Consider the following 22483-nt stretch of genomic DNA (forward strand, 5'->3'; position numbering starts at 1 on the left):
CAGGACTGTTATTTGGACGCTGCCGTACAGGCGTAGACCAACTTCTCGTTCGGGTAGGGCGGCAGGGTCGCGCGGATGGTGGACTGGCGCGCGGCGAGGGCGGTGAGCTGGGCAGGGTTGGCGGTGCAGGCGGCGGGCTTTTGCTGGGCGCCCTTGCGCAGCGTATCCATCTGCGCGGCGCCGAGGAAATAGCGCAAGGCCGTGTACGTCTTGGTCGCGGGATCGAAGCGCGTCACCGATACGGTCTGCTCGTTTTCGGGGATCAGCACGCGCTCCCATTCGGGGCCGCTCTCGGCGAACTGGTCGTGGCCGCTCGCGCAGCCGCCGGCACCCCAGTCGAGCGTCACGTCGCCGGTCGTCGAGGAGACGATGCGGCTGCGCTCCGGCACGATCGTGCAGACGAGCTTGCCGAGCGCGGCGGCAGGCGCGATCGGCTGCGGCGCGGACGTGACGATCGCGGGCGGCAGCACCGGCTCCTGCAATGGGCGGTTGAGATAGACCGCGACCGCGCCGCCCATCAGCAGCACGCCCGCGCCGGCCGCGACGATCGCCCAGCGGCGTTCGTCGCGCAGTTCCAGGAAGCCGCCGCCGCTGACCGCGAGCGAGCCCAGCACCAGCATCAGCGTGGCGAGCGCCATCACGTCGTCGCGGTTCTTCTCGATCTCGGCGCGGGCCTTGGCGAGCGCGATCTCGCGCGCGGCGGCGGCGCGGGCGGCGGCGTCCTGCTTCGCGGCGGCGGCCTTCGCGCTGGTCTGCGCGTCGGCGTCGCTGTCCTGCTTGATGCGTTCGGCGATGCTCGTGCAGGGCAGGCCGACCGCCGTATAGGGCTGTTTGGCGGCGGCGAGGAAGGCGGTCAGCTCGCTGTCGGCGATGGCGAAGCCGAAGCTCGAATCGCCGTCCTCGCCGCGCGTGATCGCCGAATTGACGCCGATCACGCGCCCGCACGGATCGAGCAAGGGCCCGCCCGAATTGCCGCGCGCGATGCCGGCCGTGTGCAGCAGCACCTGCGTCCCCGACATCGCGCGGCGGCCGGAGAACACGCCTTCCGAGCGGATCGGGGTGAGCGGGTGGATGTAGTCGGCGGCCGAGCGCGCGGTCGCGAGATCGACGTTACCGGGATAGCCGAGCGCGGTGACCGGCCCGCCCTCGTCGAGCGGGCCGCTGTAGAGCGCGACCGGCGGGACGCTGGCGCCGGTGATCTCGATCAGCGCGAGATCGTGGACGGCGTCGATCGCGATCACCTTGCCCTGATAGCTCTTGTCCCCCTCCGACGGGACGATGCCGACGACGACGTTGCGCGGGTAGCGCGCCGCCAGTTCGACGACGTGGGCGTTGGTGACGATGCGGTTGGGCGCGACCGCGAAGCCGCTGCCGTGGCCGAAGCCGACCACCTCGTTATCGACCATCGCGATCGTGACGACGCGCACGACGCCGCGCGCGGTGGCGGAAATGTCGTCCGCCCCCGCCGGAGTCGCGAGGGCGAAGGCGGCGAGGATCGCGAGGAGGAGGTGACGCGACGTCCGCGCGAAAATGCGACGAACCGAGTGGCTACGGGGGGTGCGGTGGACGGAAGGGCGCTCAGTCATTGCTGGCGACCCTGCCAGTGCTGCGCACCGCGGGACAGAGGGAATGAGACAGGCTGCTGAAAATCAGCGGACGACGGCTCAACTGCCCTTTTCGATTTTCGAGCGCTCGGTCTTGATGAGGGCGATGGCGGCGTCGATCCTGGTCTTGTCTTTGGCGTCGAGCGCATCGATCAGGTCGGCCGAGGCTTGCGCGAGTTTGTTGGCCTTGCTTGGCGCGAAGGCGAGCGGGCGCAGCGCCACCTTGGCTTCGGCATATTCGTTGTCGGCCACGCGTTGCAGGATGACGGCGATGCGCAGCTTCGGGTCGTCGGGCAACAAATCCAGCGCGGTGTAGAGTCCGGCCTTGGCATTGGCGGTTGGTGCCTGGCCTGCACTTTCGTAAGTGAGGTAATTGTACATAAGCGGCTCGGCATCGCCGTTTTCCAGCCGGTTCGCCCTGACGAAGGTGCGGCGGATATCGGACCAGGTCGCCCCGTCCGTGACCTTGGCGGCCTTGGCCATCGCCATTCGCGCGCGCGCCTTGAAGATGTAGGCCTTCTCGGCGTTCGGCGAGAGCGCGATTGCCTTTTCGGCGGCGGCCGACGCGGTCGCATTGTCCCTGGCATCGATCGCAGCCTCGGCGAGTTCGAGCTGTACGGCGAGATCTTCGGGAAACTTCTCGGCGACTTTCCGCGCCATTGCCAGCACGCGCGGCGCCTCCGACGTGTCGACCCCCGCCTTGCTGCGGATGCGGGCGGGCATGATCGCGGCCTCACCGGGCGCGAGCTTGCGCACCGTGACCGGATCGATCGTGATCGCCTTGCCGAGAATGGGCAGCACGTCGATCTTCGGCTTCAGGATCTGGCGCGAAATATCGCGCTGGAACGCATCGAGATCGCCGAACACGCTTGCCGCCTCCATCGGCGATTTGCCTTCGTTGAGCGCCTGAAGATAGGCTTTGAGCTGGCCCTGCCGGCTCGGCTCGAAGGTAAGATAGTGGATCAGCAGCCAGCCATGGCCATACATCTCCTCCCACTCCGGGCCGGTGAGGCGCCGGGTATCGGCAGTCAGTACCTGACGGACGGACAGCGTGTTGCGATCGACCAATGCGCTGGCGCGGTAAGCCGGGTTGGCCCCGAACGTGACCGAGCCGTCCGCGCCGAACGTCGCGGTCGCGTGGAATTCCGCAAAACCCTCCACGAACCAGAAAGGCAGTGCGGTTCGCGGATAATTGTCGAACATGAAATGGTGCGAATATTCGTGGCGGAGCACCGAATTGCCGTCGAGGTCGTAGGTTCCGCCGGTCGTGCCGATGAACAATCGTGAACCGCGAATGTGCGATTGCCCATCGTCGATCTTCGGCACAAACGCGACAGGGCCGCTGACCGGCGCCCTATAAAAGCCTGCGATTCCGGGGCCGGACAGGCTCTCGATCTCGGCGACGTCGCGGACGATGTAAACGGTGACGCGAGCGACGGGCGCGATCGGCCGGTCCTCGATGCCGCGCAGCAGCCGCATCGCCTTGTCGAAGCGTTCGAGCTGTTCGGCATAGCCTTGCAGATGCTTCGGATCGTCGTTGGAGAGGACGACGAAATGCTTCGAATCGGCCTGATACCATTCGGCCTGCGCGGCGACTGGCATCGCGGCCAGGTACAGCGCCAGAATCTTGCGGATCACGAAAGCCCCCTTTGTGTCACGCGGGCAGACTATGCGCTTGCGGGGGTGTCGCAAGCGAAAAAGCGTTCCTCTACAGGAAGCTGTAGGGATCGACGTCGACCACCACGCGAACCTTTGACGGCCAGTCCAGGCGGCCGAGCCAGTCGCGGATGACGTCCTGCACGTCGAGCGCGCGACGCGCGTGGACGAGCAGGCGGAAGCGGTGGCGGCCACGCAGCATGGCGAGCGGGGCGGGGGCGGGGCCGTAGACGTGCATCGCCTCGATCTCGGGGGCGGCGCGGCCGATGGCCTTGGCCGTGTCCTGCGCGGCGTTCAGGTCTTCGCTCGACACGACGATCGCGGCGAAGCGGCCGAAGGGCGGGGCACCGGCCTCGCGGCGGCTCTCGGTCTCGGCGGCGTAGAAGGCATCGGCGTCGCCGGTGACGAGCGCGCGCATGACGGCGGCGTTCGGGCTGTGCGTCTGGAGGTAGACATGGCCGGGTTTCGCGCCGCGCCCGGCGCGGCCGGCGACCTGCATGATCTGCTGGAAAGTGCGCTCGGACGCGCGGAGATCGCCGCCTTCGAGGCCGAGATCGGCGTCGATCACCCCGACGAGCGTGAGATTTGGGAAATGATAGCCCTTCGTCACGAGTTGCGTGCCGACGATGATGTCGATATCGTGCGCCTCCATCCGCGCCACGAACTCGGCGGCCTTGGCGGGGGACCAGATCGTGTCGGAGGTGACGACCGCGACCTTCGCCTCGGGAAAGAGCAGCTTCACCTCGTCGGCGATGCGTTCGACGCCGGGACCGACGGGCACCAGCGTGTTCTCCGCGCCGCATTCCGGGCAGGCGCGCGGGATCGGTTCGACATGGCCGCAATGGTGGCAGGCGAGGCGGCGCGTCAGGCGATGCTCGACCATCCACGACGTGCAATTGGGGCATTGGAAGCGGTGCCCGCAGGTGCGGCAGAGCGTGAGCGGGGCGTAGCCGCGGCGGTTGAGGAAGAGCAGCACCTGTTCCTTGCGCTCCAGCGTCTCCTCGATGGCGGTGACGAGGCGCGGCGCGATCCAGCGGCCGCGTTCGGGCGGTTCGGCGATGAGGTCGATCGGCTGGATCGCGGGCATCTCGGCGGCGCCCCAGCGGCCGGGCAGCTTGAGCTCGGCATAGCGGCCGTTGGCGACCTGCTGGCGCGTTTCGATGGCGGGGGTGGCGGAGGCGAGGATGACCGGGCAGCCCTCGAACTTGCCGCGCATCACTGCGACGTCGCGGGCGTGGTAGTGGACGCCCTCCTCCTGCTTGAAGCTGGTTTCGTGCGCCTCGTCGACGACGATCAGGCCGAGGTCGCGATAGGGCAGGAACAGCGAGGAGCGCGCGCCGACCGTGACGAGCGCCTGCCCCTCGGCGATCTGCCGCCACGCGCGCCTGCGTTGCGACTGGCGCAGGCCCGAGTGCCAGGCGACCGGCGCGCAGCCGAAGCGGGCGGCGAAGCGTTTCAGGAAGGGCTCGGTCAGCGCGATTTCGGGGAGCAGGACGAGGCTCTGCTTGCCGGCGCGAATGGCGGCGGCGATCGCCTCGAAATAGACCTCGGTCTTGCCCGATCCGGTGACGCCGTCGAGCAGGGTCGGCTGGAACGCCTCGGCCTCGACGTCGCGGACGAGCGCGGCGGCGGCGGCGCGCTGGTCGGCGGAGAGGGCGGGCACGCCGTGCGCGGGATCGGGCAGCGGGAAGGGTGCGTCGATATCGACCTCCACCGCCTCGAACGCGCCCGCCTTGACGAGCCCGCGCACCACCGCGTCGGACACGCCGCCGATCGTCGCGAGCTCGCGGATGAGGCCCTGGTGGATGCCGATGCGCTCCAGCGCCTGCTCGCGCTGCGGGGTGAGGCGCGGGGGCACCTCGCCGGTCGCGCGATATTCGGTGACGAGCTTCGCCCCCTCCAGCGCCGAGGTGGAGGCGAGCGCCATCCGCGCGACGGCGGCGGGCGGGGCGAGGTAGTAATCCGCCGTCCACTCGATCAGCCGTCGCAGCGGATCGGCGAGCGGCGGCACCGGCAGCACGCCCATCAGATTGCGCAGGCGATTGTCGCCGACCTCCGCATCGGACGGCATCCGTTCGGGCTCCCACACGATGCCGAGCAACTGGCGCGGGCCCAAAGGCGCCACGACGACCGAGCCGGGCTCGACGACCATGCCGTGCGGCACGCGGTAGTCGAGCGGGCCGAGTGCGGAGTTCATGACGAGGACGCGGGCGCGGGACATGGTCGTGGCTCTAATATAGGAAGGCCCCCGAGAGGAACCCTGTGAACCCGCAAGCGCAGCTCGACGCGATGATCGATCGCTTCACGCCGGAGGTGGCGGGCGTTGCGCGGGCGGCGGTGGCGATGGTGATGGCGCGGCTGCCGGGGGCGACGGTGCTGGTCTACGACAATTACAATGCGCTCGCGATCGCCTTCTCGGCCAGCGGCAAGGCGAGCCAGGCGGTATGCTCGGTGGCGCTCTATCCGCGCTGGGCGAGCCTATTTCTTGCGAACGGGCCGGACCTTGCTGACCCGGACGGGCTGATGGAAGGGCAGGGCGCGACGATGCGGCACATCAAGCTGACGCCTGCGCTGGTGGACGATGCGCGCGTCCACGCGCTGCTCGACGCGGCGGCGGCGAACGTGCGGGTGCCGATCGATCCGGCCGGGGAGGGGCGGCTGGTGATCCAGTCGGTGTCGGCGAAGCAACGGCCGCGACGGGCATAAACGTCGCCCCGGCGGAGGCCGGGGCCGTTGGGTAATTTGGCGAGGCCCGTGCCACAAACACTGCGGCCCCGGCCTTCGCCGGGGCGACGATTTGGGGTAGGCGATAGCCATGACCAACCCCCAGGCCTTCGCCGATCACCTCTCCCGCGACCGGCGGCGGTCGGCGCATACGGTGCGGGCCTATCAGGCGACGGCGGAACGGCTCGTGGCGTTCCTGCGCGGGCATCATGGCGGGGAGCCTGCGCTGGACAAGCTGACGGCGGCCGATCTGCGCGCGTTCCTGGCGCTGCGGCGGGGGGATGGGATCGGCAATGCATCGGCGGCGCGGGAGCTGTCGGCGGTGCGGGCGTTCCTCGGCTTCGCGGGCGTCGCCGTGCCCGCGCTGAAGGGGCCGCGCGTGAAGAAGGGCGTGCCGCGCCCGGTCTCGCCCGACGAGGCGGTCGCGCTGGCGGACGAGGTGGCGGAGAGCCGCGACGAGGCGTGGATCGGCGCGCGCGATCTCGCGGTGCTGCTGCTGCTCTACGGCAGCGGCCTGCGCATCGGCGAGGCGACCGGGCTGACCGGTGCGATCCTGCCGCTCGGCGAGACGCTGTCGGTGACGGGCAAGCGCGGCAAGACGCGGATCGTGCCGCTGCTGCCGCAGGTGCGCGCGGCGGTGGAGGACTATGTGCGCCTCTCGCCGTACGGCACCGCGCGCGACGCGGCGTTGTTTCGCGGCGCGAAGGGCGGGCCGCTATCGGACGCGATCATCCGTCGCGCAGTGCAGGCGGCGCGGGTGCGGCTCGGCCTGCCGGAGCGGACGACTCCGCATGCGCTGCGGCACAGCTTCGCGACGCATCTGCTGGGGCGCGGGGCGGACCTGCGTGCGCTGCAGGAATTGCTGGGGCATGCGAGCCTTGGGTCGACGCAGATCTATACGGCGGTCGATGCGGCGCATCTGCTCGACGTGTACCGGAATGCGCATCCCCGGGCTTAGCCGCGGCTTTCCAGACACTCGGCGACCGCGGCGGCAAAGACTTCTTCCGCATTGGCGTCGAAGCAAACGAAAACTATCCGGTCGAGCGCCTCCGGCTTGAAGACGATGCGATCGGCGATCGTTCGGGAGGCGATGCGCGCGGCTTCGGCGATCGGGAACCGGAAGATTCCCGTCGAGATTGCGGGAAAGGCGAGGCTGCGAAGGCCGTGACGAACCGCCAGATCGAAGGACGCGGAATAGCAGCTTGCCAGCAAATCGCGCTCGTCATGCTCGCCGCCGCGCCAGACCGGGCCGACGGTGTGGATGATGTGCCGCGCCTTGAGGCGATAGCCTTTGGTGATCTTTGCCTGGCCGGTCTTGCAGCCGCCCAGCAACCGGCATTCGTGAACCAGATCCGGGCCCGCCGCGCGGTGAATGGCGCCATCCACGCCGCCACCACCGAGTAGTGACGAATTGGCGGCGTTGACGATCGCATCCACATCGAGGACGCTGATATCGCCCTTGATGACGTCCCAAACAGTCCGGCCCAATATCATTTTCGGCATCATCCTCGCGGTTTCCAGGTGACGACGCGCCAGATGTAACAGACGACCATCGCGACGATCAGCACCACCGTCACCGGCCCGAAATACGCATCGAGCTGGCGGAAGTTCGCGCCGAGATACCAGCCGGCCCAGGCGAGGAAGGTGTTCCAGATCGCCGCGCCCGCCGCCGTCCACACGAGGAAGCGACCGCGCGGCATCCCCGCCATGCCCGCCGGCAGCGACACCATCGTGCGGAAGGCGGGCATGAAGCGGAACACGAATACCACCCACTGGCCGTGGCGCAGGAAAAAGGTGTGGAGCCGCTCGACATCGCGCCACTCGATCGTCAGCCAGCGGCTCCAGCGATCCACGAAAGGCTTGAGCGGCTCGTAGCCGAAGCGGCGGCCGATCGCGTACCAGAAGTAATTGCCCGCCGTCGTGCCGAGCGTGCCGGCCACGATCAGCGGCACCATCGTCATCGTCCCGCGCGCGACGGCAATGCCACCGAGGCCCATCACCACCTCCGACGGGAAAGGCGGAAAGACGTTCTCGAACGCCATCAGCAGGAAGATGCCGAAATAGCCGCCCCAGGCGACGAGATCGAGGATGAACTGGGTCATGGGGCGGAGGAGCGTTCCTCACGATGATGCCAGACCCTCACGATGAAGATAGCGTCGCTCGTGATCTCGTACCGCATTTCATAGGCGTCGACACGGAGGCGACGGACTTCGCGCGGCGCATAGTCGTCGAGCTTTTCGCCGAGACGGGGAAAGTCGCTCAGACGATCGGGTGCGCTCGTAAGTCGCTCCACCACGCGGAGCGCGGTGTCTGGTGCCACCGGCTCGAGAAAAGCGCTCAGGCGCGCGAGATCCGCCAACGCTTCATTCGACCAGAGAATTCTCACACTGTCGGCAGCGGCAGCGGGTTATCCGTGGAAAGGCTGGCGGCCCAGGCCTTGACGCGCTCATGGTCGATAGTGCGGCCGGCATCGACATCCGCCAGTCCTTCCAGCGTCATGCGGTGCCACTCTTCTTCGCGTTCGATCCAGGCCGCGAGCGCCTGTTCGATCACCCATTCCCGAGACCGCTTCTGTCGCGATGCCAGGGCATCGACCTGATCCGCCAGATCGAGCGGCACATGGGCGGTCAGGGCTTTGGTCGGCGCGGTCATGGTGCGATCCTACGCTTTTTGCGCCGCGCTCACAATCGCGCCGCCACCTTGCCCTCGATCGCCTGCCAGATCAGCGCGGCCACGTCGGTGCCGTCGAATTTCTCGATCGCGACGATGCCGGTGGGGGAAGTCACGTTGATCTCGGTCAGCCATTTGCCGCCGATCACGTCGATGCCGACGAACAGCAGGCCGCGCTTCTTGAGTTCGGGGCCGAGCTCGGCGCAGATCGCCTTTTCCTCGGGGGTGAGCACGGTCTGTTGCGCGGAGCCGCCGACCGCGAGGTTGGAGCGGATCTCGCCTTCGCCGGGCAGGCGGTTGATCGCGCCGGCGACCTCGCCGTCGACGAGCACGATGCGCTTGTCGCCCTTCGCCACGTCGGGGAGGAAGGCCTGTACCATGTGCGGCTCGCGCCAGGTCATGTTGAACACTTCCATCAGCGCGGAGAGGTTGGCGCCGTCGCTGCCGACCTTGAAGATCGCCTTGCCACCGTTGCCGTGGAGCGGCTTGATGACGATCTCGCCGTGCTTGGCGAGGAAGGCGCGTGCTTCGTCGAGGCTGCGCGTGACGAGCGTCGGCGGCATGAAATGCGCGTAATCGAGCACGAACACCTTTTCCGGCGCGTTGCGGACGGAGGCCGGATCGTTGACGATGAGCGTCTGGTGCGCGATCCGTTCGAGCAGGTGCGTGGCGGTGATGTAGCCGAGATCGAACGGCGGATCCTGCCGCATCAGCACGACGTCGGCCTCGTTGCCGAGATCGAGATTGACGGACTCGCCGAACGCGAAGTGATCGCCGGGGACGCGCTGCACCGTGACCGGGTGCGCCTTCGCCCAGACGCGGCCGTCCGAATAGTTCAGATCCTCGGCAAGATAGTGGAACAGCCTGTGCCCGCGCGCCTGCGCCGAGAGCATCAGCGCGAAGGTCGAATCGCCGCCGATGTTGATACCATCGAGCGGGTCCATCTGGACGGCTATGGTGAGGGGCATTCGGGTTCAAACCTTCCGTTCGCCCTGAGCGAAGTCGAAGGGCGTGTGCTGGGCACGTGCTTCGACTTCGCTCAGCACGAACGGGGATTTAGGGGCGCGGGCGCGCAAAGTCACGCCGCGGCAAAGCCGCGTCGTCCGTCGGGTTCGCTGCGCGACCCGCGGGCCGGGTAAGGCGCTGCGCCTTCGGCGCACCGGCACGTTGACGCGCCTGCGCCTCACCCGATCCAAGCGTTCTCGATATGCCGAGGAGTCGTGCCGGGCGCGAGCAGGATGACGTCGACGCGGATGTCGTCGCCCGGCCCGGCGTAGGTCGGCATCAGATATTCCGCCGCCGCCGCGACGCGGGCGAGGCGGCGTTCGTCGATCGCGAAGTCGAGTTCGGCGGCGGTGCGCCGCGCCTTGACCTCGACGAAGGCGACGAGGGTGCCCTTGCGCGCGACGATATCGACCTCGCCGGCCGGCGTGCGCACGCGCCGGGCGAGGATGCGCCAGCCCTTGAGCCGCAGCCACCACCCCGCGATCCGCTCGCCGCGCCGGCCTGCGGCCTCGGCGGCCTGGCGTTTTGGCGAGGGGAGGGGTTTGGGGCGCTTCGGCCTCAAATGGCGCATGCAGGCTCAGGCATCAGGATTCAGGAGGCGGACATATCACGAGCCGTATGCACGACGTGGAGGATTTCCACGGCCTCGGGCAATACGCGGTAAAGGATCAGATAGGATCCATGGACGCGACGACGGATCGCCAAGTGTTCCAGCCGGTGCGCGAGCGGGAAACCGAGAGGCATGTCCAGGATGCTCTCCCCGGCGCTGACGATCTCATCGACGAAGGAGACTGCCCGCTGTGGATTGTCGGACCCGATATAGCGGCTGATGTCCCTGAGGTCGGATCGTGCGGCCTGCGTCCACACCGTCTTCACGAAGCTGAGCGCCGATCATTCTCAAGCTGTTCGAGAAGCCATCCGCGCACCTCTTCGGAGGTATACACGCGGCCCGCTTCGGCATCGGCGATCCCGCGCTCCACCGCCGCCTCCAGCGTGGCGAAGTGGCGTTCGCGTTCCATCCAGCCGCGCATCGCCTCGCGGATGACTTCGCTGTTGGAGCCATAGCCGCCGCTCTCGACCTTGGCGCGGATGACGCGGACCATTTCGGCGGGGAGGGTGATGGAGAGTTTTTCGGCGGCTTGCATGATCGGCACCTCAATGAGAGTAGTATAAAATACTACTTCATCCGCCTACTCTCAACCCTTCATCTCCAGCGCGCGGGCATAGAGCGCCTTGCGGTCGAGGCCGAGTTTCTTGGCGACCTCACTTGCCGCCTGTCCGGTCGAGAGGCGGGTGAGGGCTTCGGCGAGCGCAGTGTCGGCGTCGGCGTCGCTGGCCGCTTCGGGGTCGCCGGGGGGCGCCACCACGACCACGATCTCGCCTTTGGGCGGGGCGTCGGCGTAGCGGGCGGCGAGCGACGTCAGCGTGCCCGTCACCGCTTCCTCGAAACGCTTGGTGATCTCGCGCGTCACCGCCGCCTCGCGGTCTCCCAGTCCTTCCGCGAGCGCGGCCAGCGTCGCGGCGAGGCGCGGGCCGGATTCGTAGAGCACCAGCGTCGCGCGGATGCCCGCCACTTCGGCGATGGCGGCGGCGCGCGCTCCCGCCTTGGGCGGCAGGAAGCCGACGAACAGGAAACGGTCGGTCGGCAGACCCGCCAGCGTCAACGCCGCCACCGCCGCGCAGGGTCCGGGAATCGTCACCACCAGATGCCCTGCCGCGCGCGCATCGCGGACGAGTTTGAAGCCGGGGTCCGAGATGAGCGGCGTGCCGGCGTCCGACACCAGCGCCACCGCCTCGGTCGCCATGCGCGCGATCAGGCCCGGTCGCACGCCCTCCGCATTGTGATCGTGATAGGGTGTCATCGGTCGCTTGATGCCGATATGGCGGAGCAGCCCGGCCGTCACCCGCGAGTCCTCGACCGCGATGACGCCGGCGTGGGAGAGGATGTGCGCGGCGCGCGGCGAGAGATCGCCGAGATTGCCGATCGGGGTTGCGACGATATAGAGGCCGGGCGCGAGATCGGTTTCGTTCATTGGAGAGGTTCATGGCAGACGCCGCATCGATACCGCAACCAGGCATCCTGGGGGGCAGGGGGTTGCGCCGGGCTTTCGTCGTTCTTGGCGCGCTGTTTCTCGCGGGCTGCGACACGGTCGTGCCGCGTGGCCCTGCGCCGCCGCCGCCCCCTCCGCGCATCACCCAGCCGCAGGTCGAGCCGGGTATTCCGACCGATACCGAGCGCCACCGCGTCGCGCTGCTGGTGCCGCTGTCGGGCCCGAATGCGGGCGTGGGGCAAAGCCTCGCCAATGCGACGCAGCTCGCCCTGCTCGATTCGCGCAGCGAGCGCGTGCGCATCACCACCTATGACACCGCGACCGGCGCGTCGGCTGCGGCGCAGCGCGCGATCGCGGACGGCAACCGGCTGATCCTGGGGCCGCTGCTCGGCGAGGACGTGCGCGCGGTGACGCCGATCGCGCGCGCGGCGCGCGTGCCGGTGGTGTCCTTCTCGAACGATACCGCCGCCGTCGGGCAGGGCGCGTATCTGATGGGCTATGCGCCGGGCCAGTCGATCCAGCGCGTGGTCGATTATGCCAAGGCGCAGGGCATCACGAGCTTCGCGGGGCTGATCCCCAACGGCACCTACGGCGAGCGCGCCTCGACCGCGTACCTTCGCGCGGTGGAGAATGCGCGCGGGCAGGTGGTTTCGCTGCAGACCTATCAGCGCGTGCCGGGATCGATCACGGCGGCGCTGACGCGCATGGCGAAGGATTCGCCCTATCAGGCGCTGCTGATCGCCGATGGCGGCAATACCGCCGCCAATGCGGTGCCGGTGATGCGGCGGATCGGCAATGGCGGGGCGCGCGTGCTCGGCACCGAATTGTGGAATTCGGAGAGCGCGATCGCCACCAAACCGGCGCTGAACGGCGCGTGGTTCGCCAGCGTTTCGGACAATCTGTATCGCCAGTACGCCGCCAAATACCGCGCGCGCTTCGGCGCGGCACCGTTCCGGCTGTCGAGCCTCGGCTATGACGCGGTGCTGCTGACGATCCGCATCGCGCGCGACTGGCGGGTGGGGACGCCATTCCCGGAGGAGCGGCTGCACGATCGCGGCGGCTTCGCGGGCATCGACGGCGCGTTCCGCTTCCGCGGCGACGGCATTGCGGAGCGGGCGCTGGAGGTGCAGGAGATACGGGGCGGAACGACGGTGACGGTGTCGGCGGCGCCGACGGGGTTCGAGTAACCTGACGTCGCCCCGGCGGAGGCCGGGGCCGCCGAGTTTGTGGCACTGCCTTCGCCACGCAACCTAGCGGCCCCGGCCTCCGCCGGGGCGACGGGAATTAGCGAACCACCTCAGGCAGGATCGCATCCAGCAGGAGCATCCCGCTATCCGCGACTGCGAGGTGGTCGCCGTCGCGGGTGAGCAGGCCCTGCGCGGCGAGGCGGGTGGTGGCGGCTTCATCGATCAGGTCGGCGACCGGCGCTTCGCCCAGCGTCGAGATGCGCGACAGGTCCACGCCCTCACGCAACCGCAGCCCCATCAGCAGCACCTCCTTCGCGCGCTCCGCCGGGGTAAGTGTTTCCTCGATCTGCGCGCCGTGGCCGTTGCGCTCCACCGCCGTGATCCAGTTCTCGGGTTTCTTGTGGCGCGCCGTCGCGAGGCCGCCGCGCCTGCCATGCGCGCCCGGGCCGACGCCGGCGTAATCCTGGTAGCGCCAGTAGACGAGGTTGTGGCGGCTCTCCGCGCCCGGCCGCGCGTGGTTGGAGATTTCGTAGGCCGGCAGCCCCGCGCGCGCGGTCGTCTCGCGGGTCAGTTCGAACAGGTCGGCGGCATAGTCGGGATCGGGCAGGGTGAGCCGCCCCTCGCGCTCCTCGGTGGCGAAGCGCGTGCCCTGCTCGACGGTGAGTTGGTAGAGCGAGAGATGCTCGGTGCCGAACGACAGCGCGCGGGTGAGTTCGCCGTGCCAGTCGGCGAGGCTCTGGCCGGGGCGGGCGTAGATCAGGTCGAAGCTGACGCGATCAAAGCACGCCTGCGCGGTGTCGAGCGCGGCCAGCCCCTCGGCGACGCCATGCGCGCGGCCGAGGAAGCGCAAGGCCTCGTCATCGAGCGCCTGCAGGCCGAGCGAAACGCGGTTGACGCCTGCCGCGGCGATGTCCGCGAAACGTGCCGCTTCGACGGAACTGGGATTGGCCTCCAGCGTGATCTCGATATCGTCGGTCGGCGCCCAGGCTTCGGTTGCCGCTGCGATCACTGCCGCGACCGTCTCGGGCGGCATCAGCGAGGGCGTTCCGCCGCCGAAGAAGATCGAGCCCAGTTGCCGGTCGGGCAAGGCCGCCGCCTCATAGGCGAGATCGGCGAGCAGCGCCGCCCGCCACGCGGCCTGATCGACGCTCTCGCGAACATGGCTGTTGAAATCGCAATAGGGGCATTTCGAGACGCAGAACGGCCAGTGGACGTAGAGCGCTAGCGGGGGGAGGGCTAGCGGTGGAGGTGAGGACGCATACATGATGCGGGCGGCTATGCGCCGCGTGGCGGAGCTAGGGAAGATGCGGATACTGTTCTTGGCGCTCCTGTTGCTCGGTTGTACGCCCGCGCCGACCGAACCCGCGCCACGGGTGATGCCGCCGCTGCGATCCGTCGAGCTGCGGACGAGCGACAGGCCCGCGCCGCGCGGAGCCAGCCTGCTGCAACGGGCGATGCTGAGCGCCCATGCCGCCGCGCGCGCCGAGGTCGGCCTGCCCCCGCTTGCGTGGGACGATACGCTGGCCGATCACGCGCTCGCCTATGCCTGCACGCTCGCCGCCGAACACCGCTTCGAACATGCCCACCAGCCGATGGGGCCGTCGCGCGAGGGCGAAAACCTCTGGACGGGCACGCGCGACGCCTATCGCTATGACGAGATGGTCGGCAGCTTCGTGGCGGAGAAACGGATGTTCGTGAACCGCCCGACCCCGTACTTCAGCACGAGCGGGCAGTGGCAGGATGTCGCGCATTACACGCAGATCGTGTGGCGCGGCACGACGCGCGTCGGTTGCGCACTCGCCAGCAACGACCGCGACGATACGCTCGTCTGTCGCTACAGCCCGGCCGGAAACGTGGTGGGGCAGGCGGCTTTCTAACGATATTCCTCGCCGGTCTTGGTCGTGTAGCGACCGTCCGCCCTCCACAGCATGTCGATATCCGAATAGCCGCCGCCCGTGTCCGGCCCCGCGCCGACCGCGATGAAGACGCAGTCCTCCGCGCTGCGATTGACTAGGACATGGCCGTTGCGCACGCCGCCGGGGAAGCTCGCGCAGTCGCCGGGGCGCATCGGATATTCGCCGTCGTCGTCGATCAGCACCGCCGCGCCCGACAGCATCACGACGAACTCGTCCTCCGCCGCGTGCCAGTGGCGTTGCGACGATTGCGCGCCGGGCTTCAGCGTGACCTGACTGACGCCCATGTGCGTGAGGCCCGAGGGCGGGCCGAGGCGGCGATACCAGCGGCCCGCGACGACATGCGCGAATTGCGGCGGGTAGTCGGTGAGATTGACCTGCGGGATTGTATCGAGATCGAGCTTGGGCAATGCCGCCTCCCATGACTGACACAGCGAACCTGCCCCAGATCCTCGGCCTCACCAAGGCGCTGATCGCGTGCGAGAGCGTGACGCCCGCGCGCGGTGCCGTGTTCGACGTGCTGGAGCAAGCGCTGGTCGAGCGCGGTTTCACCGTCGAACGCTTCGTGGAGGGCGAGGCGCCGGACGGGCCGGTCGAGAATCTGCTGGCGACGCGCGGGGGGCAGGGCCAGCATTTCGCCTTCGCGGGGCATCTTGATGTCGTGCCGCCGGGCGCGGGCTGGGCGAGCGACGCCTTCGTGCCCGAGAAGCGCGGCGGGCTGCTCCACGGGCGCGGCGCGGTCGACATGAAGGGGGCGATCGCCGCCTTCGTCGCGGCGATCCCCGACGAGCCGACGATCCCGCTCAGCCTGATCATCACCGGCGACGAGGAAGGCCCGGCGACCTACGGCACCAAGGCGCTGATGCAGCGTATGGCCGAACGCGGGGTGCGGCCCGACCTGTGCCTCGTCGGCGAGCCCACCTCGGTCGCGCGGCTGGGCGACATGATCAAGATCGGGCGGCGCGGATCGGTCAATATCTGGATCGAGGTGACGGGCAGGCAGGGCCATGTCGGCTATCCGCATCTTGCCGACAATCCGATCCCCAAGCTGGTGGCGATGCTGGCCGAGATCGACGCGGTCGTGCTGGACGAGGGAAATGACTGGTTTCAGGCGTCCAACATCGAGGCGACCGACATCACGGTGGGCAACCCCGCGACCAACGTGATTCCGGGGCACGCCTCCGCAAGGCTCTCGATACGCTTCAACGACCTGCATACGGGCGCTGATCTGGTCGAGCGGATGCGGGGCATCGTCGCGCGCCACGACCCGACCGCGACGCTGACCGCGCGCATCTCGGGCGAGGCGTTCCTGACGCGGCCAGGGGCGTTCTCGACGCTGATCGGCGACGCGATCGCGGCGCGGCTCGGGCTGCGGCCGGAATTGTCGACAACGGGCGGCACGTCGGACGCGCGCTTCCTCTCGGCGCTGTGCCCGGTGGTCGAGTTCGGCCTGTGCAACGCGACGATGCACAAGCTCGACGAGGCGGTGGCGGTGGCCGATCTGCCCGCGCTTGCCGGGGTCTATGCGGAGATCATCGCGCGGATCGCGCAGCTTTAGGCCTTCTTTCGCAGCGCCGCGTCGAGGCTCCACGCACCGCCGCCGGCGGCCGCCAGATACAGGAAGATGAAGCAGAACAGCACCGCGGCCTCGCCCATGTTGACGGCGGGCCAGAAGCTGACCGGGGCGTGCGCGATGAAATAGGCGAAGGCCATCTGTCCCGCGCAGACGAACGCCGCGACGCGGGTGAACAGTCCGAGCGCCAGCAACGTACCGCCGGCCACCTCGATCAGCGCCGCTACCATCAGCATCGCAGGCAGCGGATCGGGCGCGCCCGGCTGCGGCACGGGGAAGTGAAACAGCTTCATCAACCCGTGTTCCATAAACAACAGCGCCGCGACGATACGCAGGACACTCAGGAACTGCGGGCTCCAGCGCGAAAGAAAGGTCATTCCCGTCTCCTCTACAGTGGCTGGAAGGTAGGGCGGATGGCGTTCGCGCGGAAGGCGCGGTCCGGCAACGGACCGTTTCGGCCCCGTTACCGTCCTGTCACCATATCCCGGATCCGCACCGCCAGCGCATCGATGGCGAAGGGTTTGGCGACGAGCTGCATCCCCGGATCGAGCGGGCCGTCGCCGACCACGGCGTTCTCCGCGAAGCCGGTGATGAAAAGGACGGGGATGTCGGGCCGCAGCGCGCGAGCGGCATCCGCCACCTGCCGGCCGTTCATGCCGCCGGGCAGGCCGACGTCGGTGACGAGCAGGTCGATGCGACCCTCGGCCTCGAGCGCGGCGACGGCCTCGGCGCCGTCGCTCGCCTCGATCGGTTCGTAGCCGAGTTCCTCCAGCACATCGACGACGAGCATCCGCACCACGGCCTCGTCATCGACGACCAGCACGCGCTCGCCGCGCGCTTCGGGCAGGGCGAGTGCGCCGCCTCCACCCGCTTCGTCGGCGGCGACGTCGCCGTGGTGGCGGGGGAGGTAGAGCGCCATCGTCGTGCCGTGGCCGAGGCGCGACTCGATCTTCACCTGGCCGCCCGATTGCCGCGCGAAGCCGTAGATCATCGACAGGCCAAGGCCGGTGCCCTGGCCCATCGGCTTGGTGGTGAAGAACGGATCGAACGCGCGGGCGACGACGTCGGCGCTCATGCCGGTGCCGGTGTCGATCACCAGCAGCACGAGATAGGCGCCGGGCGCGACATCGCGCTCCGCCGCCTCGCGCGCATCGAGATCGCGGTTCTGCGCGGAGATGGTCAGGCTGCCGCCGTCGGGCATGGCATCGCGCGCGTTGATACAAAGGTTTAGCAGCGCATTTTCGAGCTGGTTGGGATCGACCAGCACCGGCCACGCACCCTCCGCGATATCGAAGCCGAGCGCGATATTGGGCCCGACCGTGCCGCGCACGAGATCCTCCATCCCGGCGATCAGGCGTGCGACGTCGGTCGGGCGCGGATCGAGCGGCTGCTTGCGCGAGAAGGCGAGCAGGCGGTGCGTGAGCGCGGCGGCGCGGCCCGATGCGGTCTGCGCAGCGCCGATATAGCGCGGCAGATCGTCGATCCGGCCCTGCTTCAGGCGCATTGCCATGATCTCCAACGCGCCGGAAATACCGGTCAGCAGATTGTTGAAATCATGTGCCAATCCGCCGGTGAGCTGGCCCACGGCCTCCATCTTCTGGCTCTGGCGCAGGCGCTCCTCCAGTTCGCGCTGGCGGGTGAGATCGACGCCGACGCCCATGATCGATTCCGCCTTGCCCGCCGCGTCTTGCAGCACGCGGTTGCGCACCATGATCCAACGGATTCCGCCGTCGGGACGGATGATACGATATTCGCTTTCGCCGTCCTCCCACAGGCCGCGCTGGATATCGCGGAGCATCCGCATCTTCGGCAGATCGTCGGGGTGAATGCGCTGCGCGACCTCCATCATCGACACGCCGCCCGCATCGGTCGCCGCGTCGAAGCCGAGCAGCGCCGCGAAGCCGGGGTCGCTCCTGAAGCGGTCGGCGGCGATGTCGTAGGTCCACACACCGACGCCCTCCATCGCCTCCAGCACGAGGCGCGTGCGTTCCTCGGCGGCGAGCAGCGCGGCCTGCTGCTGGCGCTCCTCGGTCACGTCGCGCGCGATGGTGTAGACGCGGTCGTTGATGCGCGTGCCTTGCCAGGCGAGGCGGCGATAGTCGCCGGCGCTGGTGCGATAGCGGGTCTCGAAACCCGACAGGCTTTCCTTGACGTTGAGTTCGTCGAGCAGCGGTGCGCTGATCTCATGGTCGTCGGAATGGCGCAGCCAGCTTGAATCGCGCCCCAGGATCATGTGGCGCGGCCAGCCCAGCACCCGCTCCCACGCCGGGTTCACGTTGATCCAGCGGCCCTCGAGATCGGCGATGCCGAGCAGATCGCGGCTCGCCTCCCAGATGCGGTCGCGTTCGGCGGTGCGGTCGGCAACCTGATCGACCAGGCTGTCGTTCATCACGCGCAGCCGTGCGATCGCCTCGGTCCGCGCGACCGAATCCCAACTGAGTTCGGCGACCTCCTCGACCAGCGCAACCTCGCCGGGGGACCAGGACCGGGGATGCAGATTGCTGAGGTAGAAGCCTGCCTGCCAGCGCCCGTCGCGCACCAGCGGTACGCTGATCGCGGCGCGCGTGGCGCGTCCGTGGACGGTTTCCGGCACCGGGCCGGGGTCGTCGGCGCCGCCCGTGAAGACGAGCGTGCGTTCGGTGCGCATCATGGCATCGATTTCCGGGCCGAAGTCGGCGACCGGCATCTCCCCGGTCAGCGGCGGCACGCTGCCGTCTGTCCAGCACGCGCCGTAGTGGAGCAGCGCATCGCCGTGGACCCGGTAGAATCCGGCAGCGCTGACCGCGAGCCGTTCGCCGAGCGCGGTTGCGGTCATCTGCATGATATCATCGGAGGACGAGAGCGCGCGTTGCCGCTCGGTCAGCATCAGCAGGAACTCGCGTTCGTCGCGCGCGTGGCGCAACTCCTCCTCGCGCCGACGCGCGTCGGTCACGTCGAGGACGATGCCGGAAAAGCGCGTCAACACGCCCGCTTCGTGAGTAGCGCGGCCCTGCGACAGGAGCCAACGTTCGGCGCCCTCGGCAGGGAGGATGCGGGCTTCGACAGAATATTCGCCGCCTTTTCCGAACACCGCCTTCTGCAGCGCGGACACGCGCCCGATGTCATCGGGATGGACGTTGGCGCGGTAGAAATCGGCGGGTGCGCCCCGCCGCGCGGCCGCCGGATCGACCCCGTACAGGCGGGCGGCGCGTTCATCGGCGATGATATGATTGGTCACCGGATCCCAGTCCCAGGTGCCGACATTCCCCGATGCATCGAGCGCCATCTGCAGGCGCTCCTCGCTGGCGCGCACGGACTGTTCGGCGCGGACCTGCGACGTGACCTCGTTGCCGGTGTTGAGCACGCCCAGACGCATGCCGCTCTCGTCGCGGATCGGCAGGCTGCTGTAGGTGTAGAACGCTTCCTCGATCCTATCGCCGCGCTCGCACATCAACCGCTGCCGCTCCAGGGAGACGCCTTCGCCCGATGTCATGATCCGTTCGAGCTGCGGGCCCAATATCGGCCATATATCGGCCCGCGCCACCGCACCGGTCTCACCGAGCGTAGCGGGATGGCCGCGGCCGACCGGGATCCACGCATCGTTGTATAACAGCCGGAAATCCGGGCCCCAGTAGATCGCGGTCGGGATACTGGAGTGCAGACACAGGCTGACGGTGATCTTGAGGACCAGCGGCCAGTGCTCCGCCGGCCCAAGCGGATGCGCCGCCCAATCGAACGCGCGCATCCGCGCGCCCATCTCCCCGCCACCGTCGAGGAAACGCAGCGTTGCGGGCGATTCCGGGGTATCTGGCGCGGACGCCATCGGCGCTGTTCTCGCTTGCGGTTGCGCAGGCGAGCCTGCGGAACGGCGGGGGCAGTGTCAACCGCTTGAAAAGCCGCGCTGGCGAAGCAGGCGCGGGGCCGATAGAATGGCGCGGGAAAAGGGGTGCCATGTCCAAGACGCTCGACCGGTTTCGTTCATCGACCTGGGGCTGGCTGCGTGGCACGCTCGCCGGGTGGGGCACGCTGCTGCTGTGCCTGGTGGGCGTCGGTTTCGTGATCATCCTGCTGAAGTGGATCGCCAATCTCGGCACGACATACGAAGTGACCGAGGACCGGCTGGTCTTGCATCGCGGCATCTTCAGCAAATCGATCGACGAGATCGAGCTCTACCGGATCAAAGACATCCGCATCGATTTCAGCCTGATCAACCAATGGGCAGGGATCGGCACGATCACGCTTTTGTCGAGCGACGAGACGACCGCCGGCAAACCCTTCGCGATCCGCGACGTGGAGAAGGCGCAGGCACGGCGCGAGGAACTGCGCGACCTGGTGAACGCAGCCCGCCGGGCGCGGGGCGTGCGCGAGTTCGACATGGTGCAGGAGGCGAACCTGACTTGACCCCGTTCGCCCTGAGCTTTTCGAAGCCTGTCCTGAGCGAAGGGGGCTGCACTTCTTGGCACGAAGAAAGGGCAGGGCTTCGACAAGCTCAGCCCGAACGGAGAAGGTTTACAGCCCGCCCAGATCGATCTCGCCATGCCGGTCGAGCGCTATGCCTGCTTCCGGCATGGGGTATTTCAGCCCCGTCGCGCAGTTGAACAGCACCACGCGGTCGTCCTCGTCGACGAGGCCGGTACGCAGCGCTTCGCGGTAGGCCGCAAGCGTCGCGCCGCCCTCGGGGCACATAAGCAGGCCGTCCTGCCGTGCGCAATCATCGACGGCCTTGAGGATCGCGGGATCGCCGACCGCCATCGCCGTGCCGCCCGATTCGCGCACCGCGCGCAGGATCAGGAAATCGCCGACTGCCTTGGGCACGCGGATGCCCGCCGCCACCGTCGCGGCATCCTCCCAGCGCTCGGCGTGTTCTTCGCCCGCCTCGAACGCGCGGACGATGGGGGCGCAGCCGCTTGCCTGCACCGCGAACATCTTCGGCCGTTCGGGCCCGATCCAGCCGAGCGTCTCCATCTCGGCGAACGCCTTCCACATGCCGATCAGGCCGGTGCCGCCGCCGGTCGGGTAGAAGATCGCCTGCGGCAGCTTCCAGCGGAACTGCGCCGCCAGCTCCAGGCCCATCGTCTTCTTGCCCTCGATCCGGTACGGCTCCTTGAGGGTCGAGAAATCGAACCAGCGGCCCTCCGCCGCACCGCGCCCGACGATCGCGCCGCAATCGTCGATCTGGCCATTGACGCGGTAGACGCGCGCGCCCTGCGCGGCGATCTCGCGGACGTTAACCTCGGGCGTTTCTTCGGGGCAGAGCACGATCGTTTCGATCCCGCAGCGCGTCGCGTAGGCAGCCAGCGCCGCGCCGGCGTTGCCGTTGGTCGGCATCGCGATCTTCGTGACGCCGAGCGCCTTCGCCATCGCCACCGCCATGACGAGACCGCGCGCCTTGAAGCTGCCGGTCGGCAGGCGTCCTTCGTCCTTCACCAGCACGTTGGGGCCGCCCGATTTCGGGATCGGCACCAGCGGCGTCTCGATCTCGCCGAGGCTGACGATGTCGGCGGTGCGCCGCACCGGCAGCAACTCGCGCCAGCGCCACAGATCGGTCGGCCGTGCCTCGATCATCGCGCGCGGCGCCATCGCCCGCACGCCGTCGAGATCGTAGCGCACGAGCAGCGGGCGGCCTACGCTGGAGAGCCCGTGAAGCTGATCGGCCTCATACCGCTCGCCCGTCATCGAACATTCGAGATGCGTGACGAACGTCGGGCGTTCGGCGGTGAGGTTGGGGTTCAGGGACATGCCGTCAGCCTTTCCAGAACGCGACCGTCAGTCCGCCCGCGACGATCAGCGCACCCCCGACATAGACCGGCACACCGGGCACATGCCGGAAGGTGATGTATGCGATCACCTGCCAGACGATGAACAGAGTCGCGATATAGATCCCCACCACCCGCTCGAATGGCAAAGGCGCGAGATTGAGCAGCAGGCCATAGGCGAACAGGAGGACGGCGCCGGCCGCGAAGAAGCCGCCGCGGACGAGTCCATCGCGTGCGATTCCCATGCGAACGATAGCGTCGCCGCTTACCTCCAGCACCGTCGCCGCGATCAGGAAGAGGAGGATGGAGAGGAAAGCGGGCATGCCACCCTATCCCAACCGCCCGTCGCGGGCGCAAGCGAAAGC

The 22483-nt window shown here is 68.5% G+C and carries 24 protein-coding genes; 6 read left to right on the plus strand and 18 right to left on the minus strand.

Annotation, left to right across the window (positions count from 1 at the left end):
* Positions 1-8: 8 nt before the first annotated feature.
* The 3 genes from Q5H94_RS00845 to Q5H94_RS00855 all read right to left on the minus strand — a co-directional run bounded on the left by Q5H94_RS00845 (position 9) and on the right by Q5H94_RS00855 (position 5481).
* The gene (locus Q5H94_RS00845) at positions 9-1586 is read right to left on the minus strand and encodes a S1C family serine protease (RefSeq protein ID WP_304559154.1); all 1578 of its coding nucleotides are present in this window, start codon (positions 1584-1586) and stop codon (positions 9-11) included.
* A gap of 78 nt (positions 1587-1664) precedes the next feature.
* Entirely contained in the window at positions 1665-3242 is a 1578-nt protein-coding gene (locus tag Q5H94_RS00850; RefSeq protein ID WP_304559156.1) for a hypothetical protein, read from the minus strand.
* A gap of 70 nt (positions 3243-3312) precedes the next feature.
* Positions 3313-5481: a primosomal protein N' gene (locus Q5H94_RS00855; RefSeq protein WP_304559158.1), complete on the minus strand. Its 2169-nt coding sequence runs from the start codon at positions 5479-5481 to the stop codon at positions 3313-3315.
* A 41-nt stretch (positions 5482-5522) separates the two neighbouring features.
* On the opposite strand from Q5H94_RS00855, the gene Q5H94_RS00860 reads away from it, so the two are divergent.
* Together Q5H94_RS00860 and Q5H94_RS00865 are read left to right on the plus strand one after the other, a co-directional pair.
* The gene (locus tag Q5H94_RS00860) at positions 5523-5966 is read left to right on the plus strand and encodes a hypothetical protein (protein ID WP_304559160.1); all 444 of its coding nucleotides are present in this window, start codon (positions 5523-5525) and stop codon (positions 5964-5966) included.
* A gap of 109 nt (positions 5967-6075) precedes the next feature.
* On the plus strand, positions 6076-6942 hold the full coding sequence (locus Q5H94_RS00865; protein WP_304559162.1) for a tyrosine recombinase XerC: 867 nt from the start codon (positions 6076-6078) through the stop codon (positions 6940-6942).
* On the opposite strand, the gene Q5H94_RS00870 is transcribed toward Q5H94_RS00865, so the two are convergent.
* The 9 genes from Q5H94_RS00870 to rsmI form a co-directional block, all read right to left on the minus strand.
* The gene (locus Q5H94_RS00870; protein ID WP_304559163.1) at positions 6939-7478 is read right to left on the minus strand and encodes an O-acetyl-ADP-ribose deacetylase; all 540 of its coding nucleotides are present in this window, start codon (positions 7476-7478) and stop codon (positions 6939-6941) included. The genes Q5H94_RS00865 and Q5H94_RS00870 overlap by 4 nt on opposite strands.
* An 8-nt stretch (positions 7479-7486) precedes the next feature.
* Entirely contained in the window at positions 7487-8086 is a 600-nt protein-coding gene (locus Q5H94_RS00875; protein WP_304559165.1) for a DedA family protein, read from the minus strand.
* Positions 8083-8370, minus strand: coding sequence for a type II toxin-antitoxin system RelE/ParE family toxin (locus Q5H94_RS00880; RefSeq protein ID WP_304559167.1), 288 nt, complete (start codon positions 8368-8370; stop codon positions 8083-8085). Before Q5H94_RS00880 ends, Q5H94_RS00875 begins: the two co-directional genes overlap by 4 nt.
* Positions 8367-8636: a CopG family ribbon-helix-helix protein gene (locus Q5H94_RS00885; RefSeq protein ID WP_304559169.1), complete on the minus strand. Its 270-nt coding sequence runs from the start codon at positions 8634-8636 to the stop codon at positions 8367-8369. Before Q5H94_RS00885 ends, Q5H94_RS00880 begins: the two co-directional genes overlap by 4 nt.
* A gap of 29 nt (positions 8637-8665) precedes the next feature.
* A complete protein-coding gene (gshB, locus tag Q5H94_RS00890) occupies positions 8666-9622 on the minus strand; it encodes a glutathione synthase (RefSeq protein WP_304559171.1) in 957 nt (318 codons plus the stop codon).
* 215 nt (positions 9623-9837) lie between these two features.
* The gene (locus tag Q5H94_RS00895; RefSeq protein WP_304559173.1) at positions 9838-10230 is read right to left on the minus strand and encodes a YraN family protein; all 393 of its coding nucleotides are present in this window, start codon (positions 10228-10230) and stop codon (positions 9838-9840) included.
* Positions 10231-10250: 20 nt separating this feature from the next.
* Positions 10251-10535: a type II toxin-antitoxin system RelE/ParE family toxin gene (locus Q5H94_RS00900; protein ID WP_304559175.1), complete on the minus strand. Its 285-nt coding sequence runs from the start codon at positions 10533-10535 to the stop codon at positions 10251-10253.
* The gene (locus tag Q5H94_RS00905; protein ID WP_304559177.1) at positions 10532-10804 is read right to left on the minus strand and encodes a type II toxin-antitoxin system ParD family antitoxin; all 273 of its coding nucleotides are present in this window, start codon (positions 10802-10804) and stop codon (positions 10532-10534) included. Before Q5H94_RS00905 ends, Q5H94_RS00900 begins: the two co-directional genes overlap by 4 nt.
* A 51-nt stretch (positions 10805-10855) precedes the next feature.
* Positions 10856-11692, minus strand: coding sequence for a 16S rRNA (cytidine(1402)-2'-O)-methyltransferase (gene rsmI, locus Q5H94_RS00910; RefSeq protein WP_304559178.1), 837 nt, complete (start codon positions 11690-11692; stop codon positions 10856-10858).
* Positions 11693-11703: 11 nt separating this feature from the next.
* On the opposite strand from rsmI, the gene Q5H94_RS00915 reads away from it, so the two are divergent.
* Positions 11704-12897, plus strand: a complete 1194-nt coding sequence (locus Q5H94_RS00915; protein WP_304559180.1) for a penicillin-binding protein activator — start codon at positions 11704-11706, stop codon at positions 12895-12897.
* A gap of 97 nt (positions 12898-12994) precedes the next feature.
* On the opposite strand, the gene hemW is transcribed toward Q5H94_RS00915, so the two are convergent.
* Entirely contained in the window at positions 12995-14161 is a 1167-nt protein-coding gene (gene hemW / locus Q5H94_RS00920) for a radical SAM family heme chaperone HemW (protein WP_304559182.1), read from the minus strand.
* A 55-nt stretch (positions 14162-14216) separates the two neighbouring features.
* Between hemW and Q5H94_RS00925 the strand changes: the two genes are divergently transcribed.
* Complete coding sequence (locus tag Q5H94_RS00925; RefSeq protein ID WP_304559184.1) at positions 14217-14774, plus strand: CAP domain-containing protein; 558 nt, start codon at positions 14217-14219, stop codon at positions 14772-14774.
* Here Q5H94_RS00925 and Q5H94_RS00930 read toward each other — a convergent pair.
* A complete protein-coding gene (locus Q5H94_RS00930; RefSeq protein WP_304559186.1) occupies positions 14771-15220 on the minus strand; it encodes a cupin domain-containing protein in 450 nt (149 codons plus the stop codon). The genes Q5H94_RS00925 and Q5H94_RS00930 overlap by 4 nt on opposite strands.
* A gap of 11 nt (positions 15221-15231) precedes the next feature.
* Between Q5H94_RS00930 and dapE the strand changes: the two genes are divergently transcribed.
* Entirely contained in the window at positions 15232-16368 is a 1137-nt protein-coding gene (dapE, locus tag Q5H94_RS00935; protein WP_304559188.1) for a succinyl-diaminopimelate desuccinylase, read from the plus strand.
* Here the strand turns inward: dapE and Q5H94_RS00940 are convergent.
* Together Q5H94_RS00940 and Q5H94_RS00945 are read right to left on the minus strand one after the other, a co-directional pair.
* Entirely contained in the window at positions 16365-16760 is a 396-nt protein-coding gene (locus Q5H94_RS00940) for a DoxX family protein (protein WP_304559190.1), read from the minus strand. The two genes, dapE and Q5H94_RS00940, sit on opposite strands and share 4 nt — an antisense overlap.
* A gap of 86 nt (positions 16761-16846) precedes the next feature.
* Positions 16847-20185 (minus strand): PAS domain S-box protein, encoded by a 3339-nt coding sequence (locus Q5H94_RS00945; RefSeq protein ID WP_304559192.1) that lies wholly within the window; start codon positions 20183-20185, stop codon positions 16847-16849.
* On the opposite strand from Q5H94_RS00945, the gene Q5H94_RS00950 reads away from it, so the two are divergent.
* A complete protein-coding gene (locus Q5H94_RS00950) occupies positions 20149-20763 on the plus strand; it encodes a PH domain-containing protein (protein ID WP_304559194.1) in 615 nt (204 codons plus the stop codon). The genes Q5H94_RS00945 and Q5H94_RS00950 overlap by 37 nt on opposite strands.
* Positions 20764-20871: 108 nt before the next feature.
* Here Q5H94_RS00950 and Q5H94_RS00955 read toward each other — a convergent pair whose 3' ends face one another.
* Positions 20872-22101 (minus strand): threonine synthase, encoded by a 1230-nt coding sequence (locus Q5H94_RS00955; protein ID WP_304559196.1) that lies wholly within the window; start codon positions 22099-22101, stop codon positions 20872-20874.
* Between the two features lie 4 nt (positions 22102-22105).
* Positions 22106-22441, minus strand: a complete 336-nt coding sequence (locus tag Q5H94_RS00960; RefSeq protein WP_304559198.1) for a hypothetical protein — start codon at positions 22439-22441, stop codon at positions 22106-22108.
* Positions 22442-22483 lie beyond the last annotated feature (42 nt).

Origin of the sequence: Sphingomonas immobilis (assembly GCF_030580995.1) — a bacterium.
GTDB lineage: Bacteria > Pseudomonadota > Alphaproteobacteria > Sphingomonadales > Sphingomonadaceae > Sphingomonas > Sphingomonas immobilis.